A 22,292-nucleotide genomic window follows, 5' to 3' on the forward strand; every position below is an offset into this window, starting at 1 on the left:
TTGTATGAATTCATTAGATAACGATGTAAGTAACCCGTTAGCAAGGTATGTTCCAATTGCTGATATGATTGTCGCTACTTTTGGCAGTAACTGTGAAGTGGTTATTCATGATTTGCGTAATTTACAATCTTCTCTCATTTATATTAAGGGAAAGGTAACAGGTAGACAGTTAGGTGCACCAACTACAGATGTAATCTTAAGGGAGCTTCGCAAAAACGGTGATCAGGCTAAAGACATGTTGGGCTTTACTACAAGAACAAAAGACGGGAAGTTCTTGAAAACATCTATTTCTTTCATTCGCAATCAGAATGGTGAAGTGATAGGCTGCTTAGGAATTAACTTTGATATCACAGCGTTTTCAATGATTAACCAAATAATAAATGATTTTTCGGTTACAAACGATATTAATCAAATTAATCACCCTATGCCAGAGTCGTATGCCAAAAATGTCGAGGAAGTCTTTGAGAATTTAGTTGAAAATATGCTCCTTGAAATCGGTGTTCCGATAGCAGAGATGAAGAGGGAGGACAAACTGATTTTCGTAAGAAGGTTAGAAGAAAGTGGTGCCTTCCTTGTTCAAGGAGCGATTGAACGAATCAGTGAGATTTTATGTGTATCAAAACAAACGATTTATAACTATTTAGAAGAAATCCGTTCCTAGTCCCTAAAAGGAGTAGGGACTTCATAAAAACAAATTATCTGAATATTCAGAATAAAAAGGAGAGATAAATTTGGAAGCGCATTCTTTTACATTGTTTACTTGGTTTCTCTTTCTAGTTCCAATGCCGATTGTGGCTTTAATTTCTATTATTTCATACTTTCGAAGGGAGCGTTAAATTTTGAATGCTACTTATATAACATTTATTTTATATCTGTTCGTTATGCTTGGGATAGGGATTTATACGTTTAGACAAACAAAGAATATGTCAGATTATTTTCTTGGTGGAAGGCAATTAAATAGTTGGGTTACCGCTTTCTCTGCACAAGCTAGTGACTTTAGTAGTTGGTTGTTAATTGGTTTGCCTGGAGCAGCTTATGCAGGGGGGAATGGGGCAGTGGAGTATTTACATTGCAGTAGGTACAGCTATTGGAGCGATGCTTAATTGGTCCATTATCGCAAAGCGTCTCCGTACGTATACAGAGGTTGCAGGCAATTCAATTACCCTCTCACAGTTTTTTGAAAATAGATTCAAAGATTCATCTCATATTCTCAGAGTGATCTCTGCAGCGTTTACGTTAATCTTTTTCCTCTTCTATACAGCAGCTGGTTTAGTTGGGGGCGGTCTTCTATTTCAAAATACGTTCGGCCTAGATTATACAACTGCTGTTATTATTGGTGCAGTGGTTATCATTTCTTATACTTTTTTAGGAGGATTCTTAGCTGTTAGTTATACAGATTTAATACAAGGGATTCTCATGTTTATAGCGTTAATTATTACGCCGATCATCGCTATTATGAACTTAGGTGGCTTCGATCAATTACTAGATTCTGTTGGCTCAATTAATAAAGATTTACTAGATGCAACGAAAGGTACGAACTTTAATCCAGATGGTTCAGTTGTTTGGGAATCTTCAGGCTTGATCTCTATTACCGGTATTATATCGGCAATGGCGTGGGGGCTTGGCTATTTTGGACAACCACATATCCTGTCAAGGTTCATGGCAATCCGTTCTGTCAAAGAAATAAAAGAAGCGAGATTAATTGCCATTACAATGGGTGTTGTGTTGCCGTTATATGGCGCATTATTAGTTGGACTAGTAGGTATTGTATTGTTCGGTCCAGATAACCCACTTAGTAATAGTGAAACTGTGTTTATCGAAATCGTGAAAGTAACATTTAACCCGTGGATTGCAGGGTTCTTCTTAGCAGCGATATTAGCAGCAATTATGAGTACCATCGATTCGCAGTTACTTGTCTCATCTAGTGCATTAGCAGAGGATTTCTACCACACATTAATTCGAAAAAATGCAACAGATAAGGAGCTTGTATGGGTAAGTAGGATTACAGTAGTCTTGATTTCTTTCATTGCCATTTTGCTAGCTTTTAATGGAGGGAAAATATTAGATTTAGTTGGATACGCTTGGGCTGGATTTGGCGCAGCATTTGGAGCCCCAATAATTTTTGCACTATTCTGGAAACGAATGACGCGCAATGGTGCACTAGTAGGGATGATTGTTGGTGGTTTAACTGTAATGCTTTGGCAATATACGAATCTCGAAATTTATGAACTTGTCCCAGGGTTTATTTTCTCAGCGCTCTCGATTGTAGTAGTGAGCTTAATTGATAAAGAACCATCAAAAGAAATTCAAGAAGAATTCGAATTAGCTACGAATAAGCAATAGAGACGAATAAACAAAGAAGCTGTATTCCTTGAACTACAAGGAGTACAGCTTCTTTGTTAGTCAACATAATAAGGGTTAATAACTGCATTTAATTCTTGGGAAACCTTTAATGTTTGTTTCAGAAATTGTTCAGTAGCTGTACTACGAAAGCGTCCCTTCAAAGTGATTAACTCTAAATGAGAGTACAGGGAAGGGTACTCAATCTCTCGGAAGATAGGCATCTCTTGAAAGGGTAAGTACTCAAATGACTTGGGGACAAAAGTAATTCCCGTTCCCTTGCTTGCAAGGATAATCATAGGTGTTGCTTGTGAACCCCAATAGGATACCTTTGGAATAAACCCTACTTGTTTGCACTTTTCAATTATATAATCTGATAATCCATGGCCGATCGTCGTTGTGGTCAATAAAAATCTTTCATTTGAAAAATCCTCTAAGTATAGCTTTTCTTTTGTTGCTAGTGGGTGGTTATGATGCATACAAGCAACAACAGGTTCAGTAATAATGGAGTACGTTTCGAAAATTTCTTCCCTAAACGTCGTTCGAACAATCGCCACGTCCAGCTGATTATTCAATAATTGATTCGCGATATATTCTGTATTTCCCTCGACTACTTTAATAGTTACATTAGGCATTTCAGCTTGTAATCTCTCCACTACCTTTGGAATGATGATTAGGTTTGCTGCGGTGGAGCACCCAATTTTAATTTCTCCTCTTAGTCCTTTTTGGTGTTCTTTTATTTCTAGAAGCATGTCATCTGTGGAGTTAAGAATATTTTTTGCCCGTTGGTATACGAGCCTGCCTGTTGTAGTGAGGATTAGCCTTTTTCCTTTTCGCTTGAATAACAACGTATCTAATTCTTCCTCAAGGCGTTTAATCATAATGCTCAAAGATGGCTGCGTAATCTTTAATTTTAATGCTGCCTTAGAAATATTCCCTTCATCTACCACTGCAATAAAATAACGAAAACGATTAATATCCATTCATAATTCCTTTCTATATAGATGATCATATATATATTTCATAAAAAATATATATTTTACATTATATGAATTTTGTTTTAAGCTGTAAACAATATTTCGAAAAATTAAAAAATATAGATTTATTGGTTGGAAATTGTAACAAATGGTTAGTGATATTGGAGGCAATCGAATGGATGTAAAGGAACAGATTCAAACCTATATTGAGGAGAACAAAGAAACCTTTTTTAAAACGATTCAAGAGGCGGTGAGAATTGAAAGTGTTGTAGGTAATGAAGTTGCTATGCAAAGCTTTATGAAAAGGAAATATGAAGAGCTTGGGTTGGAGGTGCATGAAGTTCAACCCGAGTATGAGAAGCTCTCGAAGCATGAAGCGTTTGTTGATTCAAAAATTTCTTTTGAAAATAGAAAAAATGTAATTGGTATATTCAGAGGGACAGGTGGCGGACATTCTTTAACATTGCATGGTCATGTAGACGTCGTTTCTCCTGAACCAACAAGAAACTGGACAGTGGAGCCCTGGGGAGGAGAAATGATTCAGAACAAGTTATATGGACGAGGCTCCGCTGATATGAAGGCTGGCCTTATCGCAAACTGGTTTGCCTTAAAGGCTGTCATTGATTTAGGATTCAGCATTAAAGGCGACATTCAACTTCATAGTGTGATTGAGGAAGAAACTGGCGGAGGCGGTGGAGCACTTGCCTGTTTAGAAGAAGGTTATCTAACTGACGGGTATATCTCAACCGAGCCACATGCATTGAATGTCACGATTTCTCATGCTGGGATTCTGTATTTCCGAATTAAGGTGAAAGGAAAAACAGCTCACGGCGGAATGGCTCATATGGGAATAAATGCGATTAGTAAAATGATAAAAATATATACCGCACTTGAGCAGTTAGATGAGAAAAGGGCCAAAGAAGTTCATTTTGAATTATTTGAGAAAGGTTCCGGTCAGGCTGTTCATTTAAATAGAGGAACATTGAATTCTGGAGATTGGGTCTCGACAGTTCCAGGAGAAGCAGTCTTAGAGAGTAGGATTGGATTTATCCCTGGAGAAACAAGAGAGGCAATGAAGGAATTAATAACAAGAACGGTAATGGAAGCGACCAAGGGAGATGAATGGTTAGAAGAAAATCCTCCAGTAATTGAGTGGTTTGGCTGGTCCACTGAGCCTTGGTATCAAGAGCCAAGCGACCCGTTTGTAACATCCTTTGTAGAAACAGCTTCCAATGTCATTGAACAGGAAGTAGAAGTGATTGGTCGAGCCTCTGGAAATGATGCGCGGTTTACACAGTACTACAATAAGCCAGGGATTTGCTTTGGTCCTAAAGGCAATTCCATACACGGACCAGATGAATATGTTGAGTTAGACAGTGTCATTCAGGTAGCAAACGTGTTTGCAAATTATATTGTCAATTGGGCAAATACAGACAAAGACCTAAACGAAGGCAAAACAACATCAACTACTTATTGAATGGGGGGGAAGTCTTTGAATACCAATCAAAACAGTCATAAAGAAGCGCAGCAAGAAGACAAGAAGATCAATATAGAGATTGAAAAGGAACTGACTTATGTTGATCGCTTATGGATGGAACGAAAGGAAGGCTGGAATAGAACGAGGTTACTTATGCTGGTTATTGTCCTCTTAAGTATAGGCCTATCCGTTTTTCATATTTATACAGCTGGTTTTGGGACACTTCCCTCGTGGCACCAGCGAAGTATTCACGTTATTTGGGGTATTTTACTCATTTTTCTACTATTCCCATCGGGTAAAAATGGCAAAATGAATTGGCTTGATATTTTATTAATAATCGTTACGTTAGCCACTTCATTTTATATTTTGACTGGTTATCCGAAAGTTGAAATGAGACAAGGTAATCCAAATAATAACGATATCTTATTTGGTTCAATTCTAATGGTGCTTGTACTAGAAGCAACAAGAAGAACAAACGGCATCTTCATGTCAGCCATCGCCTTGTTTTTTATTCTGTACGTGTTTTTGGGACCTTATTTTCCTGGAGCTTTGGCACATCCGGGTGTTCAATATTCGACAATGATTTCGAATATGTTTAATGGAACAATCGGGATCTTTAGTGCACCGATTTACGTAAGCTCAACCGTTCTCATCTTGTTTGTTATCTTTGGAGCTTTTCTGATTCGTTCTGGAGGTGGACAGGCATTTACTAGTTTTGCTTTTGGTTCATTTGGAAGCAAGACAGGTGGGCCAGCCCTTGCTGGAGTAGGAGCTAGTGCGTTGATGGGAACAATCACAGGAAATGGCTCTTCAAATGCGGCAATTACTGGAGCTTTTACAATTCCGTTAATGAAAAAGCTCGGTTATTCGCCTAAGTTTGCAGGAGCTGTTGAGGCAGTTGCTTCCCAAGGGGGACAAATTATGCCTCCAATTATGGGTGCTTCCGTATTTATAATGGCTGAAACAACCGGTATTCCTTATATCAAGCTTGCCCTATATGGAATTGTACCAGCGGTAATATACTTTCTGATTACAGGGTTTGTCATTTACTTTCATGCCAAATCTTTAAGCCTTGCTGGGATTCCAAAAGAACAGCTGCCAAGTGTAAGAATGGTTTTGTTGAAGCAAGGATACTTATTTCTTCCGATAGTTTTAATTATTGTGATGATGATTCAAGGTTTTAGCCCAATGAAGGCTGGGTTTTATGCCATATTAGCCTCGCTATTTGTGAGCTGGTTAAGAAAAGCAACTAGGATGAATCTTTTAGATATTTTAAGTGCTTTAGAAAAAGGAGCAAAAGGTGCATTAAGTGTGATGGCTGCCTGTGCTGCTGCAGGAATCATTGTAGGGGCGGTCTCGTTAACGGGATTAGGGATGAATTTTTCTCGCTTTATCGTTAATGTTTCTGGTCAAAGCTTATTCTTATTATTAATTTTAACTGCAGTTACTTCTATTATATTAGGAATGGGTATGCCGACTGTATCAGCATATGTCATTTTAGCTGTATTAGGGGTACCGGCATTAATGAACTTAGGAGTTAATGAAGTAGCAGCCCACTTCTTCGTGTTTTACTTTGGCATTATCTCTGGGATAACACCTCCTGTAGCGATTACAGCCTTTATTACAGCAGGCATTGCAAATTCTCCACCGATGAGAACAGCCTTTTACGCATTAAGAGTGGGGTTGGGAGGCTTTATTGTTCCATTTATATTTGTCTACAACCCTGCATTATTGCTTCAAGGGGAATCGCCAATGCACATTGTGTTAGCGATCGTGACAGCCTTAGTAAGTTGCTATGGGTTTGCAATAGCTGTCGAAAATTATTGGCTAGCAAAGCTGACAATTTTTAGCCGAATACTAGTTGCTGCTTCTTCAATTGTTTTAATTATACCGGGAATTTACTCAGATGTTATAGGGATAGGAGGGCTGGCGGTCGCTTATATTTTGCAGAAAAAAATGATTAAAACAACTTTGCGAGAGAGCACAAATATGTAAAAGGTAATTAATCAAACAAAGAGGAGAGATTGGATGAATTTTAAACGAAAAACATTAAGCCTCATGGGCATTATGGTATTGATGCTTGGTATTTTAACAGCTTGTGGAGAGTCACCTGCTTCAAACAAAGAAGCTGGCGGCTCAGCTGAAGCGAAAAATGTATATGAAGCGCCACAGAAATTTTTGCGAATTACCTCAGGACCTATGGGCTCTGGCTGGTATATTTCAACAGCTGGAATTATGGAAGCATGGATGGCTAGCTTTGAGGATTTGAATGTGTCGCAAATTGAAGGTGGAGGCGTAGGAAACTTAAAAATTGTTAATGAGGGCAAAGACGCTCAAGTTGGTGTAAGTTATTCACCTGAATTAAACGAAGCATTAACAGGCACTGGTGCGTTTGAAGGGGATAAAAAGGAAAACATCAGAATCATAGCGTCACTATATCCAGCTGTAAACCATGTTTATACCCTTGCTGAACGTGATGATATTAACTCAATCGAAGATTTGCTAGATAAACGTTTGTTCTTAGGACCTCGTGAATCTGGAGGGGTTATCAGCTTTTGGAAGGTGATGGAGGAATACGGAATTACAGAAGAAACATTTAAAGAAAATGGTGGCGAATTAGTCTACGGTAGCTGGTCTGATGGGGCTACTCAACTAAAGGACGGAATTGTTGATGCTTGGTTTGGTGCAAGCAGCTTGAGATCAGGAAATCCAGCAATGACTGAAATTGATGTAACGAAAAGTGTGAAGATTGTGCCATGGGACGAAGAAATTTTAAAAAGTTTAGAAGAGAAGGAAAATGGAATTGGACAAGGGTATTTGGAAGGTGGAATCTTTAAAGAACACCCTGACAAAGTGAAAGGCTTCATTCTTGACACAGTTTTATTTGTTTCAAAAGATTTAGAAGATGAGTTTGTTTATCATCTAACAAAGTCCTTCTGGGAAAATCAAGATTTAATTAGTAAGCAAGTTCCTGAACGTTCAAAGGACTTCACATTAGAAACTGCCTTAAGCAATGTCAACCCAGAATATCTACATCCAGGAGCAAAGAAATATTACAAAGAAGCAGGCGTGATTGAATAAATAACCAATAACGCAAATGGTACTAGCCACCGATCTTTATCGTTACAAAGACCGGTGGCTTTTTTGTTTATATGCCTGCATACCCAATTTGGTCTTCTGAGCTTCTATACAGCTTCTTCTGGTCATATTTATGTTAGAAAATAGGATGAATGAAACCCTCTTCGTTGTAAACACTATTGTGTGACAAAGGAGGGGATATTATGTCATTGCCATTAACAACAAAGGAAATGGAATACATTGTGGACTCAATGTCTAATGAAGACTTACTAATTAAGCAAACAATTGTAGCCTTTACACATTCGCAAACACCTGCTGTACAGCAGTTATGTCAACAATTATCAGAGCAACACCAGCAGCATTACCAACAGCTTCTAACCACTTTGCAAAATCACGCTTCCATTGCTCCAAAATCATAGGAAGGAGAGACAATTATGATTACAACTCAACAAACACCTGTTATTCAAGAACAAGACCTTGTGTATACATTTTTAGCTGATTTGAAACGCTCAGCAAGAGAATATACAACAGCAGTTACAGAATCAAATTGTCCTGAAGTTCGTCAAATGTTTGAGCAGTTGCTTCAAAATACATTAAAGCTTCAAGAACAGACGTATCAATTAATGGCGCAACAGGGTTGGTATAATACATCCTCTCCTGTTCAAGTACAAGAAATTCATAAACAACTTAACACATATCAACAAACTCAAACGCAAACGAATCAAATGGTTGGCCAAACGTTCAGCTCTTAATTAGACAAAGCTGCTCTAGCAAGGTGAAATGACCTTGCTGGAGCAGCTTTTTTTGTTGGCTTCTGCATATTATGATTTGCCAGGCAGCATTTTCGGGAAAAGGTTTATAGAAATCTTAATATAAGGAGTTGATCGAGTGTCAGTAAAAATAGCGGTTATTTATTATAGTTCAACTGGAACGAATTATCAATTAGCACAATGGGCTGCTGAAGGTGCGAAGGAAGCAGGTGCGGAAGTAAAGGTGGTAAAAGCTCCAGAGATTGCACCAGAAGAAGCCATTAGATCCAATTCGGCATGGAAAGCGCATCTTGAAGAAACGAAGCATGTACCAGAAGTTTCCCTAGAAGATCTGGAGTGGGCAGATGGGTACATTTTCAGTACGCCTACACGGTTTGGGAATGTACCAGCCCAAATGAAACAATTCTTAGATATGACAGGTGAGCTTTGGATGAATGGGAAGCTAATTAACAAGGTCGTAAGCGCAATGTCCTCTGCAAACAATCCACATGGCGGACAAGAACAAACGATTCTTTCATTATATACAACAATGTTTCATTGGGGCGCCATTGTGGTCACGCCAGCATATTCTGATCCATCTACGTTTACAGCTGGCGGAAATCCATATGGAACAAGCGTCACAGTTGACCAAGACGGAAACATGCAAGAAGATGTGAAAGATGCCGTTAAACATCAAGCAAAGCGAACAGCTTCTGTAGCAGAGCGAATGAAGTAAAAGGGTAAGAATATAGAGCTGTAATTCTTTGAAAAGAAGAATTACAGCTCTTTTTGGGTTTTCTACCACTTCTATCCCCCTCAAGAAGCACTACATAATAATGTTATTTACTACCATTACCTCATTATCATTAACAATATAAATTGTTATAATAGTATAAATATTTAAAAAAGGAGGTTAAGAGTTTTTTAGTTGGGCTTCTGTATCATTCTGACTCCATTTCTAACACCCTACCTACGCTTATCCACTGCAATCACTTTCACTAATTGTTTTCAACTGTGTTTACTACATAATAGAAATGAGGTATTGATTTTGAGAAATGTCTACAAATTTGCAGTCCTTCTCTTGGCGTTCGTGATGGTTTTCTCAGCATTTGGCAACGGGGCTTTTGCTGTTACTGAGAAGGGCAGTTCAACGGTTAAAGATTTGCGTGTTTTGATTAAACCTCTAGATACAACTGACAAAGCAAAGCTGAAAGCTACGTATGGTTCGCGGTGGGATTTTGCAGAAAAAGGCTTTACCACTAATGTGAATCAGCATCAATATGAAGCACTTCAACATAACAAAAATGTAAATGTTAGTTTAGTAGAAAAGGTTTCACTTGATGCAAAGCCACCAGCAAAAGCAGATACAGCGCCAAGTGACCAAACACCGTGGGGAATTGAAGCGATGTACAAGGACCCAGATATCTCTGCAACAAGCGGGGGTTCAAATATTCGTGTTGCTGTATTAGATACTGGTGCATACATTGAGCACCCGGATTTAACTAATAATGTTGAACAGTGTAAAGATTTTAGTCAGCATCGAGCGCCAATAATTGAAGGAGCCTGTGATGATAAAAATGGTCATGGGACACATGTATCTGGAACAATCTTGGCTGATGGCGGAAGCGGCTCAGGGGTTTATGGTGTAGCGCCAGATGCGAAGCTTTGGGCCTATAAAGTTCTGGGGAATAGTGGCTCTGGTTATGCAGATGATATTGCCGCAGCTATCCAACATGCGGCGGATGAAGGTCAAGCAAATGGCGTTCATGTCGTAATTTCCATGTCGCTAGGCTCGAGTTCGAAAAGTAGTTTGATAGCTGATGCAGTTACATATGCGATGAATAATGAAGCGCTTGTTGTCGCTGCGGCCGGAAATGACGGGCCTGACCCTGATACAATCGGCTATCCTGGTGGCTTACAAGATGCTGTCGGTGTCGCGGCACTTGAAGATGTGCAAGAAAACGGTACTTATCGTGTAGCAGATTTCTCTTCGCGTGGTAATCCTGATACAGATGGAGATTATATCATTGGAGAGAGAGATGTAGAAGTATCGGCTCCAGGTCGTGCGATTGAATCGACATGGAACGATGGCGGATATAACACGATTAGTGGTACATCAATGGCGACACCGCACGTGTCAGGTCTAGCGGCAAAGATTTGGGCAACGAACCCTTCATTATCAAACCAACAGCTTCGCGAAGAGCTTCAGAGCCGAGCGAAGGCAAATGATATTGAAGGTGGGTTGTACGCTGCACCTGGTGATGACATGGCATCCGGATTTGGCTTCCCAACTGTAAGCTCAACTGATAATTAAGATAATGATGGATCCTTGCATCATGCAGGGATCCATTTTCTCTTGTTTTCTATGACGTTCGCCCATACTTCGCACGCTTTACAAAGACAATTTCATCCTCAATCAGTCCACACGCTCCGCACTGGACACGAATATCAGGGCCATTATAGCGGATATGCATTGGAAGAAGAGTCTCATCCGTATATTCCTCAACAATTTCACCTGTTTGCGGGTCTTTCTTGACAGGCTTTGCTTCCTGTTCAATGATATTAAAACGAGAACGATTTGTTTTGCAGTTTGGATAGAGATAAGGTTCAGTCATTATAGATACCTCCTTTTTCTTAGGATGGTATATTATGTGTAGGTTATTCATACTTGAAGAAATCTAAATGAAAGGGTGTAAGAAGCTTTGAATGATATTCACCAAATGTCATCTGTGATTCCTATTTATTATCCGACCTCGTCTAGCTTAAAATCATATAACTTTTACATATTCGCAGATGAAGGGAATGTAACCCTGATTGATGCTGGGGTTGATTCGGAAGGGTGCTTTAATTATTTGAAAAATGTTTTGAATGAAAATGGGTACAGTCTGAATGACCTTTCCCAAATCATTGTTACCCACAACCACGAAGACCATGTTGGCCTAGTGAATCGTATTGTTTCAAATCAAGATATTCCTGTGTATGTACCAGCTAAATCCATTCATCGTCTTAAACGCGATCCTGATTTTTTTGAGATGAGAATCGAGTTCTTTCAATCGCTCTATGAAGAAATGGGATGTGGGCAGGCTGGAATGCAGCAGGTTGAAAAGTTAAAGCAAACAGCCCGCATTAAGGAAAAGAATAAGATTCAGACGGATCTTTTACCGCTTAAAGAATCAGATAATATCGGACCATTTGAGGTTATTGAAACACCGGGCCATTCTCCAGACCATGTTGTTTATCTAGACCGAGAAAGAAAGCAGCTGTTTTGTGGTGATTTTATTATCAACCATATTTCAAGTAATGCGTTGGTGGAACCAGACCGAGAAGGAAGAAGACTTAAAACCGTTGTTCAGCAGAAGGAATCTTTGCTGAAATGTAGAGACTTAGATGTCAACATTGCTTTCTCAGGGCATGGAGAGCGGATTAACAATTATCATGAATGTATTCAAAAACGATTAACAGGGATTGAAAGAAAGGCAGAACGAATCCTTACATATGTGAATCAAGGTCTGCGAACAGCTGACGAAATTGCTCGTTCGCTATATAAGAATAAATATGAAAGTCTCTTTTCGCTCGTGATGTCTGAAGTGATTGGTCATTTAGATTATTTAGAAACGAATCAACGCGTTCAGAAAAAGATCGAAAATGGGGTTTGGCATTATGAAAGGTGTTAGCGTGTTGTAAGGGTGAAAATGAGAAAGCCATACCTCTTTCTTACCTAGAGGTATGGCTTTTGTCATTAGATTGTCCAATAAGAAATCGTATCAAGCACCCCAAGCAGCAGTAATAGAACGCCAGCACTCTTCTGAACAATTTGGCCAATATGACGGCTTTTCCGTAGGAATCTCCCATCTAGTCCAAGCCAAGAAATAAGCCACACTGCAATCAACAAAGGGAGCGACGTGCCGATTGCAAATACACTCGGTAAGGCCATTCCGTATGAAGTTGACAGAACGAGCGGCATCAGTGTAATGAAAAACAAGACAAACATCGTTGGACAAAAGGCAAGCGAGAAGCTAAAGCCCATTAGAAAGCTTCCGAGTTTCCCTTGCTTGATGAAACGCTCAGGAATGCTTCCAAGCTTCATCGTCCAGTGCATTTTAATCCAGCCAAGCATGAACAAGCCAATAATGATTAATAACGGTCCAATTACTTTTCGAAGGAGTGGAAACAGACCTGTTAGGCTTCGTTGAAACTCTTGGCCAAGCAGCCAAACGAGCAGGCCGAGCCCTGTGAAGACGACAACTTTTCCTAATATAAATGCCCATACGTCGAGCCATGATACTTTCTTTTGTAGGGATTGATTTCCGTAAATCGTCATTGCCCCAAGGTTTCCTGTTAACTGACAAGGAGCAAGTGCCCCTACTATTCCAAGAAATAAGGCCGAAAGTAATGGAAAGGATGTTGTCTGGTTCGCCATATTAAGAAAGGGTCCTGTAAATAGATTGCTAATCTGTGTGAAAACATCATACATTGATTATTTAAGTCACCCCTTTATTCTGGTTCGTTTTCAGAAACTCCACCTAGTTCAAAAGGTGTCGTGTAGCCGTTGTATTTAATAATAGAAACCATTCCTCCGCCTGCATGGACAAGGTCATGACAGTGGAATAACCAATGACCTGGATTGTCTGCCTTAAACAAAATTTCATATTGCTGGTGGGGCTTCACATTAATTAAATCTTTGACGAGCGGCTTATCGAGCTTCTCGCCATTTTTTGAAATGACTTGAAAGTGATGTCCGTGTAGGTGCATCGGATGGTCAAGCATGCTGTTGTTGTTTAACGTTACTTTAATGAGGTCGCCTTTTTCCACTTTTAACGGTGGTGTTTCAGGGAATGTTTCGCCGTTTACTGTGAATGCCATTCCATCGTCATTCATCATCCCCATGCCCATGCCGACACTTAAGTTCATTGTATATTCTATTGTTGGTTTTACATCATCCTTAAAAAGAGGTTTCATTTCGCCGGTTTGTGTGTAATCAATGACTTGTAATTGACTTGGTTCCTTGTGTGAGTTCGTTTCTTTCTCACCTTTGATAATCATCGGGATATCTATGTCTGCTGATATCTTCTCAGGAATAGGACTATAAATCGTCGATTCACCAACAACATCAGCCGTAAATTCAATGTCAATGCGTTCGCCAGGGGCAATTTCAAGTACATCTTGTGTAAGCTCGGAATCTTGGACAGGATTTCCATCATTTCCGACAAGCTTGTACTGCTGCTTCCCTAGATAAAAATAATGCTTTTGATAGCCGGCATTGATGAAGCGGAGTCGGACGTTTTCACCTTTGTTAAATTCAAGAGCAGAAATATGCGGTGCCGATTTTCCATTTATCGTAAAGGTACCGTACTGCTGTTGGGTATCCATCTCACCATAAATACCTGTATTGCTATGCATATTGCCGCCCATTGGTTTAGTTTCACCTATCGGCCATTCATCAACCAGTAATACGGCATCTTTATCATAAGTCTTGTCCTTAGGCTCTACAATAAGTGCCCCATATAGTCCCCTGTCAACTTGATAAGAGCTATGTTGGTGTGAGTGATACCAATATGTGCCTGGTTCTTTTGCTTGAAATTCATAGGTGAAAGTATCACCGGGCTGCACCGCATCTTGGGTGACTCCTGCGACACCATCCATTTGATTTGGCAGAATCATACCATGCCAATGGATTGTAACTGGTTCATCTAGTTTATTCTTTAAATGGACACGTACCCAGTCACCTTCCTGTACACGTATTTCTTCACCAGGAACGCTGCCATTATATGTCCACGCTTCAAAGGTTTGATCTTTGATTTGCCAATCTGTTTTTTGTGCAGTCAGTTCGAATTCTTTCACATTGCTTTCGTCGACTTGCTTAGTCGGGATTTCGAGTATGCTTGTCTCTTTCGCTTGACTTTCCTGTTCAATTGCCTGACATCCAGTAAGCGATAGCACTAATAAAGGTATTAATAGATAGCGCTTGTTCATCTATGGTCCTCCTTTTCTTATACCCCTTAATGGTAAATGATTTATTTGCAAAAGTTGTGCATGAGATGTGATAAAAAATTGTCTTCATTTGCAGGTATATTGCTTCGTTTAAATGAAAAGGAAGAGGGAATGAATTGTTAGGAGGAGGAGTGCTGATATGAAAAATGAGGGTTCGAAAATCATTCAAAAGCGTTATGATCGTGTTTCTCCTATATATGATCTCATGGATCGAATGATTAAGCATCAATGGCGGAGAGAGCTATTGAATAATATAGAAGGTAATGTATTGGAAGTCGGCATTGGAACTGGAGCAAATTTAGCCTATTATCCTGAAGATATCACATTAACTGGGATTGATTTTAGCTCAGGGATGCTAAAGAGAGCCAGGCAAAAAGCAGACACGATGAAGCTCCCGTTTCAAATCACTTTATTGGAAATGGATGCACAACAGATGAATTTTGCGGAAAATTCATTTGATTATGTTGTCGCAACATGTGTGTTTTGTTCAGTTCCTGACCCTATAGCAGGACTGAAAGAAATTAAAAGGGTCTGTAAGCCAAATGGAAAAGTATTATTATTAGAGCATATGAGAAGCGAAAATGAAGCAGTGGGAAAAGTTATGGATGTACTGAATCCACTTGCCGTTAAATTATGGGGGGCAAATATTAACCGAAAGACGTTACAAAACATTGAGCGTGGAGGATTAGAAATAGAGAGAAATGAAGAGTTGTATCGTTCTATTGTCCGAAGGCTTACTTTACATCCATGAGGGGACCGTTTACATATAGAAAGCAGGAGAGGTGATTGCTCTCCTGCTTTTGCTTTTATCCTTTAAATAAGCGAGCATTGATAGCGACGACAACTGTACTGATTGACATAAGCAGGGCACCAACAGCAGGATTTATGACGACGCCAATTGGATAGAGAACACCTGCAGCCAATGGGATCATGATAATATTGTAGCCTGCTGCGTACCAGAGGTTTTGGATCATTTTTTTGTAGGTAGTACGAGATAGGTCAATAATGGAAGTCACATCTTCTGGGTTGCTTTTTACAAGAACGATATCGGCTGTTTCCATTGCAACGTCAGTTCCTGCCCCGATTGCGATACCAAGGTCTGCGTTTGCTAAGGCAGGTGCATCATTGACGCCGTCACCTGTCATTGCAACTTTAAGCCCTTTACCTTTAATTTCTTTTACTTTGTCTGCTTTCTCATCTGGTAGAACTTCAGCATATATTTCATCTAAGCCGAGCTGTCTTGCTACCCAATCTGCTACCCGTTTGTTATCACCTGTAAGCATCATCGCTTGGATATTCATTTCTTTTAAGCGTGAGATGGCATTTTTCGCGCTTTCACGAATTTGGTCAGCGAGGCCAATCATACCGGCCAGTTCATCATCAATGAGAACGAAGACGACGGTTTTACCTTGCTCCGACATTTCGGAGAATTTGTCTTCGTCATATTGGAAGTTGTTATCGTTAATATAGCCTGGACTGACAATTTTGACGTCTCTTCCATTTACTGAGCCTTGAAGTCCTTTTCCTGTCATTGATTCAAAGTCACTTACTTCTGAAAGCTTAATTTGTTCTTTCTGTGCACCCTTTACAATTCCTCGTGCAATCGGATGCTCTGATTGATTTTCGATCGAAGCGGCAAGCTGGAGCACGTCGTTCTGCTCATATCCACTTGTTGTAATGATATCTGTTATTCCGAATTGTCCTTCTGTTAAGGTGCCTGTCTTATCAAAGATGACAGATTCTAAGTGACGAGCCCCTTCAAAGCTTGCTCTGTTGCGGATAAGCAGTCCTTTCTTCGCAGCAATCGCAGTTGATTTTGCTACGACAAGAGGAGCCGCTAAGCCTAAGGCATGAGGACATGCAATAACCATTACTGTTACGGTTCTCTCAAGTGCTGTTTGAAAGTCAGCGCCGATTGCAAGCCAAACGATGAATGTAATTATTCCAGCACCTAATGCGATGTAAAATAACCATTTCGCTGCACGGTTAGAAAGGTCTTGGGTCTTTGATTTTGACTCTTGTGCTTCTTGCACCATATTAACAACTTGGGAGAGATAGCTTTCTTGCCCTGTTTTTTCGACCTCAATTGTAAGAGAACCTTCACCATTTATTGAGCCGCCGATCACTTTATCTTCTGTTCCTTTTTCAACGGGTACAGATTCTCCTGTCAGCATAGATTCATCAATAGCTGATTTTCCTTTTAAAATGACGCCATCGACAGGTACCTTTTCCCCTGGCTTTACGAGTACTTTGTTGCCTTCATTCAGTTCGTCAACACTAACGTCTGTTGTATTCCCGTTTTCATCAACTTTATGCGCTTCCTTTGGCATCATTTTGACAAGCTCTTCTAATGCATTTGAAGCACTCATAACAGATTTCATTTCAATCCAGTGTCCAAGGAGCATCACATCAATTAATGTAGCAAGCTCCCAAAAGAATGAACGACCAGTTAGTACGAAGACTGTTAGCGTACTGTAGATGTATGCAACAAGTATGGCAAGGGAGATGAGCGTCATCATCCCTGGATTTTTGTCCTTCAATTCCCCTGCTGCATGAGTCAAGAAAGGTTTTCCACCATATAAAAAGATAATCGTTGCTAGTCCAAATAAAACGTATTTACTGCCTGGAAACTGAAGTGAATAGCCGAAAATCTCTTGAATCATCGGCGACAGAATAAGAATTGGAAGTGTCAGCAGAACAGAAATATAGAACCGCTTTTTGAAATCCTCAAGCATTGCTCCGTGGTCATGATGGTCATGGTGTCCATGTTCGTGCTCTTCGTGTTCTTCGTGTGAGTGGTGATGATGTTCCATTCTTCGCCTCCTTTATACCGCCTTAAGGCAAGCTGCCTCTGTTTACTAGGGTATTTTAGTATTGGTTGGACAATACCCTCTACCCGTTTAGCTAAACATAGTTAAAGCGAGGGATAGGTGACTCACAAACTAGTAGCAGAGAAGAACTATCCTGCTTTTATTTCCTTGTACTAATCAAAATGTTTCATAAAATTTACAAAATGAGAGAGAAAAATGATATATTAATAATACTTTCATTTTTTTGTTTTATTATATAAGGGAGATGATTTCGATTTTTAAGGATAGTATTCGGAAAAAATTGCTTCTTTCTTTTGCTATTATTCTGCTTATACCGAGCTTATTAATAGGTTATATAGCTTATGAAAGCGCAAAAGCTAAGATTACAGCGAATTATTTGCAAAGCACCTCAGAGAGTATTGGCTTTGTGAATCATACACTGGACCAAATAATGCTTCCGAAGAAAGAAGATATAAATTATTTTGCATCAACGATTTCATTAGACCAGCCAATTTCAGAAATTTTCAAAAAGTTTGAGCAATATCATAAATTAAGAGAAAACGTAAATTTTGTTTATATTGGGACACCCGAGGGGAATATGTATATTTCGCCGAATGCTGATTTAGGTGATGATTATGATCCGCGTGACAGGGTTTGGTACCAAGAAGCAATGGAAGCAAACGATACGATTTTCACAGAGCCGTATGTTGATGCGGCGACTGGTGAGATTGTTGTAACCATTGCCAAGCCATTGCAAAATAAGGCTGGTATTATGGCGATTGACTTTAACCTTGGTGAAATCTCAAATGTCATTAATGATATCCAAATCGGTAAAGAAGGGTATGCGTTTATACTGAGTCAGGAAGAGAAGCTAATTTCTCATCCTGAAAAAGAAATTGGAAATGAAGTAGAAGGAGAATGGGTAAGCAGCCTATTTGCGGATGCTTCTGGTGCATTTAGTTATCATGAAGGCGGACATCAGAAGGAAATGGTATTCCGAACAAATGAGACAACAGGCTGGAAGATTGCCGGTACGCTGAATACAAGTGAAATTTTAAATGAGGCTCGTCCGATTCTCGTTAAGACCCTTCTAGTTGTTATTGCATCCATTATCGTTGGAACAGTGCTTGCACTTGCGATCATTCGCTCGATTACAAATCCGCTTCAAAGTATGAAGGAAGTAGCGGAAAAGGTTACACATGGTGACTTAAGAGAAACTATTCAAATCCGCAGTAAGGATGAACTAGGGAAGCTAAGTGAAGCATTCAATACGATGATTGAATCGCTGCGCTTGATTTTAGCTAATATTAACGGACAAGCTGATTCACTTGCGGCCACTTCGGAAGAATTTACTGCTAATACTGAGCAAACGAGTCATGCGACAAATCAAATTGCAACGAATATTCAAGATGTGACAAAGGGAATTGAGAATCAATCAAATAATATTTTCTCGATTACAAATGTTATTGCCCAGATGGCTTCAGAGATTGAGCAGATTGCGCACAGCTCGAAGCAGGTGACAGAGACAGCAACGGAAGCGACTTCGGCGGCGGATGAAGGTACAAATTCCGTCCAATCCTCTCAACAGCAAATGAATTCTATTTCTGAGAAAATGGAAGCGATGAAACAGTCCGTTCAGCTATTGGGCACACGATCATCGGAAATTGAAAATATTATCGGTGTCATTACCCATATTTCAGAAGAAACGAACCTTCTTGCGTTGAATGCCGCTATTGAAGCTGCGCGTGCCGGAGATGCTGGGAAAGGATTTGCAGTCGTAGCGCAAGAAATTCGCAAGCTGGCAAACCAATCATCAGATTCAGCTGACCAAATCAAAAATCTTATTCAAACGATTCAAGTGGAAGTTGATCAAGCGATTGCCCATACAAAGGAAGGAACAGAAGAAACTGCGAAAGGCTTAGAAATTGTTTCAAAGACGAGTCACTCATTTGAAAACATTAAATCACTATTTGATTCAGTTGCCCTACAAATCAGGCAAGTGTCAGAAGCTTCACAGCACCTTTCAAGCGGATCGATGCAAATCACATCAGCAATTGAGGAAATTCGTGATGTTTCAGAACAAAATTCAGCTAACATTCAAACCGTTTCTGCTTCAACAGAAGAACAGTTAGCTTCAATGGAAGAGATTGCTGCAAGTGCAGATAATTTATCGAAAATGGCCGAAGAATTGCAACAGGCTGTTTACCAGTTTAAGTTTGATAAAGAGTGATTGTTTGTTTTAGGAAAATAACAATTTTATGTCAAACGTTACATTTACCCCTTGGCTAAAGCCAGGGGGTTTTTCGTTTGTTATAATTATGAAACTAAGGTGGATATAGTAATAATCATGTTCGTTTTCGGTGAATGAGTAGAGGTAGAGACGTGAAGGTTAGAGATAGGAAAGGAAGCGTGTGAGGATACCATGAAGGTTTTATCATTATTATTAGCATTCCAATTAGCGGTCGGAAATACAGGTGACACACCAGCACCAACTCATACAAATACATATGAATTGCCACAGATGGAGCATTGGGGACTTAAGGTAAGTAAGATTAAGGAAGCTCACGAGCGAGGCTACAGTGGAAAAGGAGTGAAGATTGCGGTAGTCGATACAGGAATTGACCGCTCGCACCCTGACATTGATCTCTCGGGCGGTGCTTCTTTCGTTGATTATACGGCTGATTATCAAGATGACCAAGGGCACGGTACATATGTGGCTGGATTAATTGCGGCGAATCATAATGATATTGGTGTATTAGGTATTGCACCTGATGCAGAAATTTACGGACTGAAGGCAAATGACAGCCAGCGAAAAGGTCCGATTGCAAACTTTGTCAACGCCGTGAATTGGGCGATTGAACATAATATGGATATTATTCATTTTAGCTGGAGCACAGATGAATACAGCTCTGAGTTAGAGGCAGCGCTGAAACGAGCGTACAAACATAATATCTTAATTGTCGGTTCAGCAGGCAACACACAAAGCGGCGTGCGTTATCCCGCAAAATTCCCGTATGTCATAGCAGTCTCAGCAATCGCCCCAAACCTGCAAAAAGCAGGCTTCTCAAACTTCGGGCCAGAAATTGAGTTCACAGCTCCAGGCACAGGCATGTACAGCTTAAATACGAATCAATCCTATGCAAGAACGAGTGGCACGTCATTAGCTGCGCCGCATGTGACAGGCATTTTAGCCTTAATGAAAGAAGCGTATCCTGAGAAGACGAATATGGAACTGCGGGCAATGCTTCAGGCGCATGCAAAGGATATTGGTGAAGAAGGCAGAGACGACCTGTACGGTTACGGTATTGTGCAAGCGCCGTTAGCCATCCTGCCAAAGAAAGCACCACTGCAAAGAAGCAAGCCTGTCAGACAAATTGAAGTGTTTGATTGGAATATGAAGCAGCACTATGGTAAAAAACTAACCGTCGTGGCGCAGAACAAAGATGAATATACCGTTCTTCCACCTGGCTATACAAAACCGATAAAAATGAAACCGAATAACATTACATTTACAAGCGTTCAAGTGGTTGAGCTTTCAAAAAAACAGACAATCTACGACAAACCAAACGGACGAGCAATCGCCGCAATAGGTCCGCAAAAGCTTTCTGCCTTTCAAAAAAAAGGTGACTGGTATGAGGTTGAAACATGGATCGGAAAGAAATGGATAAAGTTATCATAGACAGCCTAATCGGTTGTCTTTTTTTGTGGAAAAAGGGCGGAGCTACACACGAATGGTAGCTAAACATCTATATTGAAGCAAGCTTAGTTGTGCTTAAAGAGGTTGCAGGATTTTTGCTTGCTATATCGAAAAGAGTAAATACCCCTTTTATTTCCACACTACGCTTCACTTCATTTCCTCACGAGAAGCGATGATTTTTCCGAATTTGTTGTATAATAAGAGAAAGGAGAAGTTGTTTATTGACAACTGTATATCAAGATCATGACCGTTGGTTTAAGGAACTGTTAGGCACGTTTTTTGAAGAGTTCTTCGCTGCGTTCTTTCCGCATGTGTCAGAGGCCGTTGACTTTGAAGCGACCACATTTCTGTCGGAGGAATTGTTTACGGACATTTTAGAAGGAGAAAAGCGCCGTGTAGACTTACTGGCAAAGGTGCGCCTGCGTCAGGATGAGGCAATTGTGATTATTCATGTTGAGCCGCAAAGCTATAAGCAGGAGGCCTTTAATGAGCGGATGTTTGTGTATTTCAGCCGTTTGTACGAAAAGCACCGCAAGCCGATTCTGCCTGTTGCTGTGTTCAGCTATGATGAGAATTACGAAGAGCGGGATACGTTTGAGGTCATCTTTCCGTTTAAAGAGGTGCTGCGCTTTGCTTTTGACAAGCTCGAGCTGCGAAAGCTTAATTGGCGTGACTACTTGAAAGCCCCCAACCCAGCCGCTGCGGCATTGCTTAGTAAAATGAACTACAGTAAGGCTGAACGCGTTCAAGTGAAGAAAGAATTCCTGCGCATGCTTGTTAAAATGGAGCTGGATGACGCAAGAATGACCCTTATTACAGGCTTTTTCGAGCGATATTTGAAGCTCAATCCGCAAGAAGAAACCGAGCTTCAAACCGAAATCACCACCTTACCCGAAGAAGAGGAGGAAGCTGTTATGAAGATAGAAACATCTTGGCATAAGAAAGGAAGAGAGGAAGGGATACAGGAAGGCAGACAGGAAGGAAGACAAGAAGGAAGACAAGAAGGATTGCGAGAAGGTTTGCAGGAAGGAAAGCAAGAAGGGCTGCGAGAAGGAATACAGGCAGTAGCGCGGAAGATGTTGCAAGAAGGTTTCGTTGTTGAGCAGATTATGAAGATAACAGATCTGTCAGAGGAAGAGATTGAAAAGCTTAAGGAGGAATAGCGTCTAGAGG

The 22,292-nt window shown here is 40.2% G+C and carries 18 protein-coding genes and 1 pseudogene; 14 read left to right on the top strand and 5 right to left on the bottom strand.

Translation table 11 applies throughout. The features are described 5' to 3' along the window. The first annotated feature begins 4 nt into the window (after window positions 1-4). Window positions 5-661: a helix-turn-helix transcriptional regulator gene (locus LC040_02225; protein ID WLR51742.1), complete on the top strand. Its 657-nt coding sequence runs from the start codon at window positions 5-7 to the stop codon at window positions 659-661. A 175-nt stretch (window positions 662-836) separates the two neighbouring features. Then, window positions 837-2,343: pseudogene (putP, locus tag LC040_02230) on the top strand (sodium/proline symporter PutP). Between the two features lie 56 nt (window positions 2,344-2,399). On the opposite strand, the gene LC040_02235 reads toward putP, so the two are convergent. Further along, complete coding sequence (locus LC040_02235; protein WLR51743.1) at window positions 2,400-3,323, bottom strand: LysR family transcriptional regulator; 924 nt, start codon at window positions 3,321-3,323, stop codon at window positions 2,400-2,402. A 169-nt stretch (window positions 3,324-3,492) separates the two neighbouring features. On the opposite strand from LC040_02235, the gene LC040_02240 reads away from it, so the two are divergent. The 7 genes from LC040_02240 (at window position 3,493) to LC040_02270 (ending at window position 10,935) form a co-directional block, all read left to right on the top strand. Next, the gene (locus tag LC040_02240) at window positions 3,493-4,794 is read left to right on the top strand and encodes an ArgE/DapE family deacylase (GenBank protein WLR51744.1); all 1,302 of its coding nucleotides are present in this window, start codon (window positions 3,493-3,495) and stop codon (window positions 4,792-4,794) included. Window positions 4,795-4,809: 15 nt separating this feature from the next. After that, window positions 4,810-6,789, top strand: a complete 1,980-nt coding sequence (locus LC040_02245; GenBank protein ID WLR51745.1) for a TRAP transporter permease — start codon at window positions 4,810-4,812, stop codon at window positions 6,787-6,789. A gap of 33 nt (window positions 6,790-6,822) precedes the next feature. Then, entirely contained in the window at window positions 6,823-7,875 is a 1,053-nt protein-coding gene (locus LC040_02250) for a TAXI family TRAP transporter solute-binding subunit (GenBank protein WLR51746.1), read from the top strand. A gap of 200 nt (window positions 7,876-8,075) precedes the next feature. Continuing rightward, on the top strand, window positions 8,076-8,291 hold the full coding sequence (locus LC040_02255; protein WLR51747.1) for a hypothetical protein: 216 nt from the start codon (window positions 8,076-8,078) through the stop codon (window positions 8,289-8,291). A gap of 15 nt (window positions 8,292-8,306) precedes the next feature. Next, the gene (locus LC040_02260; GenBank protein WLR51748.1) at window positions 8,307-8,624 is read left to right on the top strand and encodes a spore coat protein; all 318 of its coding nucleotides are present in this window, start codon (window positions 8,307-8,309) and stop codon (window positions 8,622-8,624) included. 136 nt (window positions 8,625-8,760) lie between these two features. Beyond that, window positions 8,761-9,357, top strand: coding sequence for an NAD(P)H:quinone oxidoreductase (gene wrbA, locus LC040_02265; protein ID WLR51749.1), 597 nt, complete (start codon window positions 8,761-8,763; stop codon window positions 9,355-9,357). Window positions 9,358-9,714: 357 nt separating this feature from the next. Further along, on the top strand, window positions 9,715-10,935 hold the full coding sequence (locus tag LC040_02270) for a S8 family serine peptidase (protein ID WLR53175.1): 1,221 nt from the start codon (window positions 9,715-9,717) through the stop codon (window positions 10,933-10,935). A gap of 49 nt (window positions 10,936-10,984) precedes the next feature. On the opposite strand, the gene LC040_02275 is transcribed toward LC040_02270, so the two are convergent. Next, on the bottom strand, window positions 10,985-11,236 hold the full coding sequence (locus LC040_02275; protein WLR51750.1) for a DNA alkylation repair protein: 252 nt from the start codon (window positions 11,234-11,236) through the stop codon (window positions 10,985-10,987). Window positions 11,237-11,323: 87 nt separating this feature from the next. Between LC040_02275 and LC040_02280 the strand changes: the two genes are divergently transcribed. Next, window positions 11,324-12,295, top strand: a complete 972-nt coding sequence (locus LC040_02280; GenBank protein WLR51751.1) for an MBL fold metallo-hydrolase — start codon at window positions 11,324-11,326, stop codon at window positions 12,293-12,295. Between the two features lie 65 nt (window positions 12,296-12,360). Here LC040_02280 and LC040_02285 read toward each other — a convergent pair whose 3' ends face one another. Beyond that, window positions 12,361-13,095 carry a sulfite exporter TauE/SafE family protein gene (locus tag LC040_02285; GenBank protein ID WLR51752.1) on the bottom strand — a complete coding sequence of 245 codons (735 nt, stop codon included), beginning with the start codon at window positions 13,093-13,095 and terminating at the stop codon, window positions 12,361-12,363. Window positions 13,096-13,115: 20 nt separating this feature from the next. Continuing rightward, on the bottom strand, window positions 13,116-14,594 hold the full coding sequence (locus LC040_02290; protein WLR51753.1) for a multicopper oxidase family protein: 1,479 nt from the start codon (window positions 14,592-14,594) through the stop codon (window positions 13,116-13,118). A gap of 157 nt (window positions 14,595-14,751) precedes the next feature. Here LC040_02290 and LC040_02295 point away from each other — a divergent pair, with 157 nt between their 5' ends. Further along, entirely contained in the window at window positions 14,752-15,363 is a 612-nt protein-coding gene (locus LC040_02295; GenBank protein ID WLR51754.1) for a methyltransferase domain-containing protein, read from the top strand. A 55-nt stretch (window positions 15,364-15,418) separates the two neighbouring features. On the opposite strand, the gene LC040_02300 is transcribed toward LC040_02295, so the two are convergent. Then, a complete protein-coding gene (locus LC040_02300; GenBank protein WLR51755.1) occupies window positions 15,419-17,425 on the bottom strand; it encodes a heavy metal translocating P-type ATPase in 2,007 nt (668 codons plus the stop codon). A gap of 262 nt (window positions 17,426-17,687) precedes the next feature. Here LC040_02300 and LC040_02305 point away from each other — a divergent pair, with 262 nt between their 5' ends. From LC040_02305 to LC040_02315, 3 genes are all read left to right on the top strand, one after another. Further along, window positions 17,688-19,652: a methyl-accepting chemotaxis protein gene (locus tag LC040_02305; protein ID WLR51756.1), complete on the top strand. Its 1,965-nt coding sequence runs from the start codon at window positions 17,688-17,690 to the stop codon at window positions 19,650-19,652. A gap of 192 nt (window positions 19,653-19,844) precedes the next feature. Next, a complete protein-coding gene (locus LC040_02310) occupies window positions 19,845-21,101 on the top strand; it encodes a S8 family peptidase (GenBank protein WLR51757.1) in 1,257 nt (418 codons plus the stop codon). Between the two features lie 239 nt (window positions 21,102-21,340). After that, the gene (locus LC040_02315; GenBank protein ID WLR51758.1) at window positions 21,341-22,282 is read left to right on the top strand and encodes an Rpn family recombination-promoting nuclease/putative transposase; all 942 of its coding nucleotides are present in this window, start codon (window positions 21,341-21,343) and stop codon (window positions 22,280-22,282) included. Window positions 22,283-22,292 lie beyond the last annotated feature (10 nt).

Origin of the sequence: Bacillus tianshenii (assembly GCA_020524525.2) — a bacterium.
Classification (GTDB): Bacteria; Bacillota; Bacilli; order Bacillales; family Bacillaceae_N; genus Bacillus_AV.

What these genes read in the sequence shown, in the direction of transcription:
- LC040_02225 (WLR51742.1), top strand. Translation starts at nt 5, where the DNA reads ATGAATTCATTAGATAACGATGTAAGTAACCCGTTAGCAAGGTATGTT.
- LC040_02235 (WLR51743.1), bottom strand. Translation starts at nt 3,323, where the DNA reads ATGGATATTAATCGTTTTCGTTATTTTATTGCAGTGGTAGATGAAGGG.
- LC040_02240 (WLR51744.1), top strand. Translation starts at nt 3,493, where the DNA reads ATGGATGTAAAGGAACAGATTCAAACCTATATTGAGGAGAACAAAGAA.
- LC040_02250 (WLR51746.1), top strand. Translation starts at nt 6,823, where the DNA reads ATGAATTTTAAACGAAAAACATTAAGCCTCATGGGCATTATGGTATTG.
- LC040_02255 (WLR51747.1), top strand. Translation starts at nt 8,076, where the DNA reads ATGTCATTGCCATTAACAACAAAGGAAATGGAATACATTGTGGACTCA.
- LC040_02260 (WLR51748.1), top strand. Translation starts at nt 8,307, where the DNA reads ATGATTACAACTCAACAAACACCTGTTATTCAAGAACAAGACCTTGTG.
- LC040_02270 (WLR53175.1), top strand. Translation starts at nt 9,715, where the DNA reads ATGGTTTTCTCAGCATTTGGCAACGGGGCTTTTGCTGTTACTGAGAAG.
- LC040_02275 (WLR51750.1), bottom strand. Translation starts at nt 11,236, where the DNA reads ATGACTGAACCTTATCTCTATCCAAACTGCAAAACAAATCGTTCTCGT.
- LC040_02285 (WLR51752.1), bottom strand. Translation starts at nt 13,095, where the DNA reads ATGTATGATGTTTTCACACAGATTAGCAATCTATTTACAGGACCCTTT.
- LC040_02290 (WLR51753.1), bottom strand. Translation starts at nt 14,594, where the DNA reads ATGAACAAGCGCTATCTATTAATACCTTTATTAGTGCTATCGCTTACT.
- LC040_02295 (WLR51754.1), top strand. Translation starts at nt 14,752, where the DNA reads ATGAAAAATGAGGGTTCGAAAATCATTCAAAAGCGTTATGATCGTGTT.
- LC040_02300 (WLR51755.1), bottom strand. Translation starts at nt 17,425, where the DNA reads ATGGAACATCATCACCACTCACACGAAGAACACGAAGAGCACGAACAT.
- LC040_02305 (WLR51756.1), top strand. Translation starts at nt 17,688, where the DNA reads ATGATTTCGATTTTTAAGGATAGTATTCGGAAAAAATTGCTTCTTTCT.
- LC040_02310 (WLR51757.1), top strand. Translation starts at nt 19,845, where the DNA reads ATGAAGGTTTTATCATTATTATTAGCATTCCAATTAGCGGTCGGAAAT.